Source organism: Aquimarina litoralis (genome assembly GCF_019295435.1).
GTDB classification, from domain to species: Bacteria; Bacteroidota; Bacteroidia; order Flavobacteriales; family Flavobacteriaceae; genus Aquimarina; species Aquimarina litoralis_A.
In genome coordinates this window covers 1-8,846 of sequence record NZ_WEKL01000088.1, presented here as the reverse complement: position 1 = coordinate 8,846, position 8,846 = coordinate 1, and the positions used below count along the sequence as shown (strand labels likewise).

The window sequence follows — 8,846 nt, the reverse complement described above, 5'->3', positions numbered from 1 at the left end:
AAATACTTCCTTTAAAAACAGGTTGGTCCGATAGTTATGAATATGGAATTTTAGAAAAAGATTGGAATAATTTGTAATCTTTATTTTAAGTGATATTTATACAGCGCTCCTTTAGTTTTTTTTCTTTTTTCATCCACGATAAAAAGTGTAGAGTCATTTTCGAAACAAATACCTTCTTTCTGAGAATAATGATTTAGTTTAATCTTTTTAATCTTTCCTCCAAATAAGTCATCTTCCGAAAAATCGGATAGTATGAATATTTTGTTATACGTCAGAAGAGCTATCTTATCACCTTTAAAATTTATTGCAGCGGCACTGATAAAACAATCGTTAGCATCTTCACAAAGTGTATACTTACCAATTAATTTGGCTTTTTGCTCACCAATCTTATCTTTTAATTTATATAATTTGGTTTCACCATTAAATTTACTACTCCTATTTTTAGTAAATAAATAGAAGCTTCCATTTTTATAAATGAAAGCTTCAATGTCAAAATTTCTTTTCTTTTTAGATGGAGGAAACTTTTTTTGATCCTCTAAAGAGAATTTCAAAGTTGAAGTATGTAGTGTATTTGTATGAATACCAGATACTTTATAAATAGCAAGATCTTTTCGGTCATTATTGTTATTACCAAAATCGCCTATATATAGATTTCCTTTAAGATCATAAGCCAAATCCTCCCAATCAACATTTTTACTATCAGGGATTTTTAGTTCATTTTGGATTTTTCCCTTTTTGTTCAGACTAAAAACTACATTGTCATTTCCAGAGTCATTAATTGCATATAATCCAGAATTACCATGTAAATAGGTAATCCCCGATATTTCATGCAAAGAACTTGATAGATGATCGATGACAATTAGATCTGTATCATTTTTCTTTTGGCAACTTACTGATAATGTAATACCAATTAGTAAAAAGGAGATTTTAGTTTTTAGCATAAACAAATATTAAGGTTTTTGATTCCACGCATCTAGCATCCAACTTGTTTTTTCTAGATCAGCAATATATGTGCCAGTGATGTCTAAAGTACCATCATCCTCAGCTTTTTCAGCTTCTTTTGTAACTAATTTTAGTTGTTTTAAGATAATATCATGATCTTCTAAAATGGAAGTTACCATTTCATTATCAATTAAATCTGTGCTAGCTTCTTTTATGGATGATTTCTCAATAAAAGAACTGTAATTACTAATTGGTTTAGCTCTTAGCGTTAAAATTCTTTCTGCAATTTCGTCAATTTTTAGTTTAGCATCCTCATATAATTCTTCAAACTTAAGATGTAATTCGAAAAAATTTCGACCTTTAACATTCCAATGGAAATTTCTTAGCTTTTGATAATACATATGGTAATCGGCTAATAAAACATTCAATAGTTCAATGGTTTCTTTATTAGTATTTATCATAGTTTTTATTTATTGATTATTTAAATTCTATACAAAAATACTATTGATTGATTTGTTTTTAACAACGCTATTATTGTTAGTACTAATAAGACTATTAACTAAATCGATTTTTAATTTCCTTAAGAATTAACTCATAATAATCCGGGTCATGAGGTACATACTCTTTTTTTCTTATTTCATGTTCGATATCTTCTTGTAGACTTTCTGTAGAGATTAATTTGATTGCACTTACTTCTTCTTTTTGTACTTTAAGATCAGCAATAGGTTTTGTTAGTATAGCAATATAGATATAATGAAATTCATTGTCAATGATGTTAACACTTGGTTCTTTTTTAGCAAGATATTTGCCGATAAATTCTAGGTTAGAAGCTTGTAAACAAAGTCCTATTTCTTCTTGTACTTCACGTAAAGCAGCATTCTTCGGAGATTCTCCAGCACCAATATGACCAGCAACAGATACATCCCAAAGATTAGGGTAGGTATCTTTATTATGAGCACGCTTTTGTATTAATATATTACCACGCTGGTCGTATAGCCAAATATGAACACTATTATGATACAACCCCAAACGATGCGCTTCAGATTTCATTCGTGTATCTCCTGTAAAAAAACCTTCCTCTGTTACAATATCAATTAGTTCATCTGGCATGCTATATGTCTAATGGTTATTTTTAAAAATACTTATTAAAATTTATAATTGGTTAATGGAATCCAATTATTCATTGAGGATTATTTTTTTTAATTCTTAAAGTAATATATTTATGATAATTTAAAAGAAATAGTTTGGCCTCTAAAAGCCATAATACTAATAATAATGGAGATAGATAAAAGTAAAAAGATCAATTCTTATTGGAAAAAAAATCTGAAATATTTGTTGATTTTGTTAAGTATATGGTTTGCTGTATCCTATGGAGCTGGAATTCTTTTTAAAGATACTCTAGATACTATTAAATTGGGAGGTTTTAAGCTGGGATTTTGGTTTGCACAGCAAGGTTCAATATATGTGTTTGTGATTTTAATCTTCGTTTATGTTCGTTTAATGAATAGATTGGATAAGAAATATGGTTATGATGAAGACTAAAATAATCTTAAAATCATTATAAGAATGAGCGTACAAATTTGGACTTATATTTTGGTAGGGGTAACGTTCGCACTATATATAGGTATTGCTATTTGGTCTAAAGCAAGTTCTACAAAAGAGTTTTATGTAGCTGGAGGTGGTGTATCGCCCTTGGCAAACGGAATGGCTACCGCTGCGGATTGGATGAGTGCAGCTTCATTTATATCCATGGCAGGAATTATTGCTTTTGATGGTTATGATGGTGCAGTATATCTTATGGGATGGACAGGTGGATATGTATTGTTAGCGCTGTTGTTAGCTCCTTATTTACGCAAGTTTGGTAAATTCACAGTTCCAGATTTTATAGGAGATCGTTATTATTCGAAAACTGCAAGGTCCGTCGCAGTTTTTTGTGCATTACTAGTTTCATTTACATATGTAGCCGGTCAAATGCGAGGAGTAGGTATCGTTTTTTCCAGATTCCTTGAAGTTGATATTAATACAGGAGTCATTATAGGAATGATCATTGTTCTTTTTTATGCGGTATTAGGTGGTATGAAAGGTATTACTTATACGCAGGTAGCACAATACTGTGTTTTAATATTTGCTTTTATGGTTCCGGCTATATTTATTTCCATCCAAATGACAGGTAATCCAATTCCGCAGTTAGGATTTGGAAGTACGATAAATGATGGGTCAGAAATTTATTTATTAGATAAATTAGATGGGCTAAGTGAAGAACTAGGATTTAATTCTTATACAGATGGAACTAAATCTATCTTAGATATTTTTACTATCACCTTAGCGTTGATGGTTGGAACAGCTGGTTTACCACATGTTATTGTTCGTTTTTTTACGGTTAAAAGAGTAAAAGATGCCCGTAAATCCGCTGGATACGCCTTATTACTTATCGCAATACTTTATACCACTGCGCCTGCGGTGGCAGTTTTTGCTAAAACGAATCTAATTGAATCTGTACATAATAAGAAGTATGAAGAGTTACCAAAGTGGTTTACAAATTGGGAAGATACTGGATTATTAGGTTGGATAGACAAGAATAATGATGGTAAAATACAGTACACTACTGGTCATGCAGTGTTAGGAAACAAAAACAAGCCTATTTTTAAAGGAGATCAAAGAGGTGTTTATGGAGAAAGAGTTATAACAAATATAAATCCAAGTACTGAAAACGAATTATTTGTTGATAGAGATATTATGGTATTAGCAAACCCAGAAATTGCTAGATTGCCAAATTGGGTAATTGCATTAGTTGCTGCAGGAGGATTAGCTGCTGCTTTGTCGACTGCGGCTGGATTGTTATTGGTAATTTCTTCATCTGTATCTCATGATTTGATTAAAAAAATTATTAAACCCTCTATTTCAGAAAAAGGAGAGTTGGTTGCGGCTAGAGTTTCTGCAGTAATAGCAGTTTGTGTTGCTGGTTATTTCGGGATTCATCCACCTGGTTTTGTTGCCGCTGTAGTTGCGTTAGCGTTTGGCTTGGCTGCAGCTTCTTTTTTTCCTGCTATAGTTTTAGGGATTTTTTATAAGCGAATGAATAAAGAAGGAGCGATAGTAGGAATGGTTGTTGGAATCTTATCAATGCTGTTATATATGATAAAATTTAAATTAGGTTGGTTTGATGAAACCTTGCCTTCTATGGAAGAATGGTGGTTTGRTATTTCTCCAGAAGGTTTCGGTGCTGTGGCTATGGTATTAAACTTTGTAATATCGTTAACCGTATGTCACTTTACATCAAGACCACCAAGAGAGGTGCAGGAGATAGTAGAGAATATTAGAATACCCAACAACGCAAATAAACCAATTAATCATTAAAACATATACAAATTATCTAAATAAGAATGAGTAATTATCACATAAAGCATCTAGAAGAATATTTTCAAGTATATCGAAAATCAGTTAGGAATCCCGAACTTTTCTGGAGTGAAGTAGCGGAAGAACATTTTTTGTGGAAAAAGAAATGGGATACTATTTTAGAATGGGATTTTAGTAAACCAGAAGTAAAATGGTTTGATGGTGCTAAATTAAATATCACAGAAAACTGTATCGATCGACATTTATATGTTAGAGGGAATAAAACAGCCATATTGTTTGAACCTAATAACCCAGAAGATGAAGCAGAACATATTACCTATAATCAGTTACATGAGCGTGTCTGCAAATTTGCAAATGTTTTAAAAGCAAAAGGGATCAAAAAAGGAGATAGAGTGTGTATTTACCTTCCTATGATTCCTGAATTAGCTATAGCTGTTTTAGCATGTGCTAGAATTGGAGCTGTGCATTCTGTAGTTTTCGCTGGTTTTTCTTCTACTGCTTTGGCAACAAGAATTAATGATTGCGAAGCAAAAATGGTTATTACCTCTGATGGATCTTATCGAGGAGCAAAAACAATTGATCTAAAAGGTATTGTTGATGAAGCTTTGGAACAGTGTCCTGGAATTGAATCCGTATTGGTCGTAAAAAGAATCAATTCGGATATTATGATGAAAAAAGGAAGAGATGAATGGTTGCAACCGTTGTTAGATCAAGCTGAGACAAAATGTATTCCGGAAATAATGGATGCCGAAGACCCATTATTTATTTTATATACTTCGGGATCTACTGGCAAACCAAAGGGAATGATGCATACCACTGCTGGTTATATGGTTTATACAGCATATAGTTTTAAAAATGTTTTTCAATATAGAGAAGAAGATATCTACTGGTGTACTGCTGATATAGGATGGATTACGGGGCATTCTTATATAGTATATGGCCCCTTAGCAAATGGAGCAACCACTGTGATGTTTGAAGGAGTCCCATCATATCCTAATTTTGGAAGATTTTGGGAGATTGTACAAAAACATAAGATTACGCAATTTTATACCGCTCCAACAGCAATAAGAGCTTTGGCAAAAGAAAATTTGGACTATGTGACAAAGTATGATTTGTCAAGTCTGAAGGTTTTAGGTACCGTTGGAGAGCCTATAAATGAAGAAGCGTGGCACTGGTATAATGATCATGTAGGAGAAAAAAAATGCCCTATAGTAGATACCTGGTGGCAAACAGAAACGGGAGGTATTTTGATATCTCCAATTCCTTTTGCAACTCCAACTAAACCAACTTATGCAACTTTACCAATGCCTGGAGTACAACCAGCATTAATGGATGAAAATGGTAATGAAATTATAGGTAATCAAGTAGAAGGTAGGCTATGTATTAAATTTCCTTGGCCATCAATGGCAAGAACTATATGGGGGAATCATAAGCGCTATAGAGATACATATTTTTCTGCTTTCGAAAATAAATACTTTACAGGAGATGGAGCTCTAAGAGATGAAGTGGGGTATTATAGAATAACTGGTAGAGTAGACGATGTGATTATTGTATCCGGTCATAATTTGGGAACAGCGCCTATAGAAGATGCAATTAATGAACATCCTGCTGTGGCGGAATCTGCGATTGTAGGTTTTCCACATGATATAAAAGGAAATGCGCTGTATGGTTTTATTATTCTAAAAGAAGTAGGAGAAGGTAGAGATCGAGATAACTTGAGTAAAGAAGTAAATCAACAAATTACAGAGCGTATAGGGCCAATCGCTAAATTGGATAAAATTCAATTTGTTCCTGGATTGCCAAAAACAAGAAGTGGAAAGATTATGAGACGAATTTTGAGAAAGATAGCATCCAAAGACACATCTAATCTTGGTGATACTAGTACGCTTTTAAATCCAGAAGTAGTTGAGGAGATCATGGATAAAGCATTATAAATGAATTAACTTTATATAAAAAAAAGCCTCACATGGAGGCTTTTTTTATATAAGCTATTTCTTTGACTTGGTTTTAGCTTTGGGAACTGCAGGTTTTGCAAAATAACTAAAAGTTTCTCCAGCTTTTATATTTAATAGACTTTCATAAATTAAGCGAATTACATTTTCTACATCATCTCTATGAACCATCTCTACAGTTGTGTGCATATAACGAAGTGGTAAAGAAATCAAAGCAGAAGCTACACCACCATTACTATAGGCAAAAGCATCGGTGTCAGTTCCTGTCATTCTGCTAGAAGCCATTCGTTGGAATGGAATCTTTTTCTTTTCTGCAGTATCAATTAAAAGTTCTCGCAATCTATTTTGTACTGCAGGAGCATAGGAAATAACTGGTCCATCACCAATTTTAGTCTCACCTTGAGTTTTCTTTTCAATCATAGGTGTTGTTGTGTCGTGACAAACATCCGTAACAATCGCAACATCAGGTTGTATGGTATGRGTAATCATTTCAGCTCCTCTAAGACCTATTTCTTCTTGTACAGAATTGGTAATGTAAAGTCCAAAGTCTAATTTATCTTTATTTTCTTTTAATAATCTAGCTACTTCAGCGATCATAAAACCACCCATTCTATTATCTAATGCGCGACATACAAACTTGTCTTTGTTTAAGATAAAAAATTCATCAGGATACGTAATTACGCAACCAACATGTACTCCGAGTTTTAGAACTTCTTCTTTAGTGCTGCAACCAACATCTATGCAAATATTATTCAATTTTGGTGGTTCTTCTTTCGCTCTGTTTCTTGTGTGAATTGCAGGCCAACCAAAAACACCTTGTACGATTCCTTTTTTAGTGTGGATATTTACCCGTTTTGATGTAGCAATTTGGTGATCACTTCCTCCGTTCCTAATTACATAAATAAGTCCATTGTCAGTAATGTAATTTACATACCAAGATATTTCATCTGCATGTCCTTCAATAACAACCTTATAGGTGGCTTTTGGATTGATGACCCCAACGGCAGTCCCATAAGTGTCAGTGATGAACTCATCCACATAAGGACTAAGATAATCCATCCAAATCTTTTGTCCTTCCCATTCATATCCAGTTGGTGCAGGATTATTTAAATACTTCTCAAGAAAAGTTAAGGACTTTTTATTTAGTATACTTTTTTTAGCCATTTATATATTTTTGTTTTGTACGAAGTTAATAATATTCACAAAGATTTTACACTTTACAATATGTTTATTGTTAATTTTGGAACGATTTTAGCATCTTAGTATATAGAATGTATAGGGACTATTTGTACATATTAATAATATTTTTTCCTCTGATTGGTTTTGGTCAGAAGGATATTGATTCGGTAAAAGTCGATTCTACCGGTTATGTACAGTACTATATAATAGAAGGAGATACCATTCCTCATGATGCAATAGACCTAGATGAGGTGGTTATTTTAGGTAAGCTGAAATTTAAAGATAGACTTGCTAGAAGAAAATATCTTATTCTTAGGCGTAAAACTAGAAAAGTATATCCTTATGCGAAGTTAGCATCCGATAGATTGACTACGCTAAATGAAAGATTAGAAAATATTAAATCAAAAAGAGCTAAGAAAAAATATATAAAAATACTGCAGAAATATATGGAAGAAGAATTTACTGCGGAGCTCAAAAAAATGACACGAACCGAAGGTCAAATTTTGGTTAAGTTGATACATCGACAAACAGGACGTACTATGTTCGATCTTGTGAAGGAATATAGGAGTGGATGGAAAGCATTTTGGTATAACAGTACAGCAAATCTTTTTAATATTTCACTTAAAGAAAAATATGATCCAATTAATGTAGAAGAAGATTATTGGATTGAGGATATTTTGCAAAGAAGTTTTCAGTCAAATATTCTTGAAGAACAAAAGACTGCTTTAGATTTTAGTTTTTATGATTTAAGAAATAAATGGACAGATACTGTTAAAACTACTGCAGTTAAAAATTAAATATTTTCGTTATCTATATTTATATTTGATTTATAATTAAGTTTCAAAATATTTTTTTCTTTATTAGGATAATATTTCGTTTTTTCTTCATTAAAAAGAATATCTTAATTAAGTAGGTTGTTTTTAAAAGAGATTGTTTAAAACTTTTAGGCTCTATTTTGATTAATTTTAGTATCTTCGCTTTCCAACTTTTTAGAAATCAGGTGTTTTACAAAAAGGTTAAAAAAAAGTTGTTTTTTTTTGTTGTTGAAAAGAAAAAGGGTTGTATGTTTGCACCCGCAAAACGGGATAAGTTTTGTTAGTTCATTGAGAGGATTTGGTTTTTTTGGAGTTTGGAAAGAGGTTAATTTTATTGAGATAAAATTTTTTCAAAAAAAAGTTCAAAAAAGTTTTGCGGGGAATAAAAAAGCGTTTTATATTTGCACCCGCTTTGAGAAACAAGCTGAGTTCATAAACAGAAATAGTTATACTGGAGTAGGGTGATTTAGGTTGCTTATAGGGTTCGATTCCTTATTGATTAACGAATTACAGCCAGCGATGGAGATTGTGTTAGGTTGTATAAAAGAGTTCATTGATATATTGATTGACAGCGCGTATTAATATTGGTTATACTGATATT

8 protein-coding genes are annotated in these 8,846 nt (G+C 32.3%); 4 read left to right on the top strand and 4 right to left on the bottom strand.

Annotation, left to right across the window (positions count from 1 at the left end):
• Positions 1–80 precede the first annotated feature (80 nt).
• The 3 genes from GBO31_RS23125 to GBO31_RS23115 form a co-directional block, all read right to left on the bottom strand.
• A complete protein-coding gene (locus GBO31_RS23125) occupies positions 81–941 on the bottom strand; it encodes a hypothetical protein (RefSeq protein ID WP_219010989.1) in 861 nt (286 codons plus the stop codon).
• A 9-nt stretch (positions 942–950) separates the two neighbouring features.
• Positions 951–1,403 (bottom strand): Dps family protein, encoded by a 453-nt coding sequence (locus GBO31_RS23120; RefSeq protein ID WP_219010988.1) that lies wholly within the window; start codon positions 1,401–1,403, stop codon positions 951–953.
• Between the two features lie 94 nt (positions 1,404–1,497).
• Positions 1,498–2,052, bottom strand: a complete 555-nt coding sequence (locus GBO31_RS23115; protein ID WP_219010987.1) for an NUDIX hydrolase — start codon at positions 2,050–2,052, stop codon at positions 1,498–1,500.
• Positions 2,053–2,217: 165 nt separating this feature from the next.
• Between GBO31_RS23115 and GBO31_RS23110 the strand changes: the two genes are divergently transcribed.
• The 3 genes from GBO31_RS23110 to acs are packed head-to-tail and all read left to right on the top strand — an operon-like array spanning position 2,218 to position 6,233.
• Positions 2,218–2,484, top strand: a complete 267-nt coding sequence (locus GBO31_RS23110; protein WP_219010986.1) for a DUF4212 domain-containing protein — start codon at positions 2,218–2,220, stop codon at positions 2,482–2,484.
• Positions 2,485–2,508: 24 nt separating this feature from the next.
• Complete coding sequence (locus GBO31_RS23105) at positions 2,509–4,299, top strand: sodium:solute symporter family protein (RefSeq protein WP_219010985.1); 1,791 nt, start codon at positions 2,509–2,511, stop codon at positions 4,297–4,299.
• A 26-nt stretch (positions 4,300–4,325) separates the two neighbouring features.
• A complete protein-coding gene (gene acs / locus GBO31_RS23100; protein ID WP_219010984.1) occupies positions 4,326–6,233 on the top strand; it encodes an acetate--CoA ligase in 1,908 nt (635 codons plus the stop codon).
• A 54-nt stretch (positions 6,234–6,287) separates the two neighbouring features.
• Here acs and GBO31_RS23095 read toward each other — a convergent pair whose 3' ends face one another.
• Entirely contained in the window at positions 6,288–7,415 is a 1,128-nt protein-coding gene (locus tag GBO31_RS23095; protein WP_219010983.1) for a M42 family metallopeptidase, read from the bottom strand.
• A gap of 107 nt (positions 7,416–7,522) precedes the next feature.
• On the opposite strand from GBO31_RS23095, the gene GBO31_RS23090 reads away from it, so the two are divergent.
• Positions 7,523–8,227 carry a DUF4294 domain-containing protein gene (locus tag GBO31_RS23090; RefSeq protein ID WP_219010981.1) on the top strand — a complete coding sequence of 235 codons (705 nt, stop codon included), beginning with the start codon at positions 7,523–7,525 and terminating at the stop codon, positions 8,225–8,227.
• Positions 8,228–8,846: the final 619 nt, after the last annotated feature.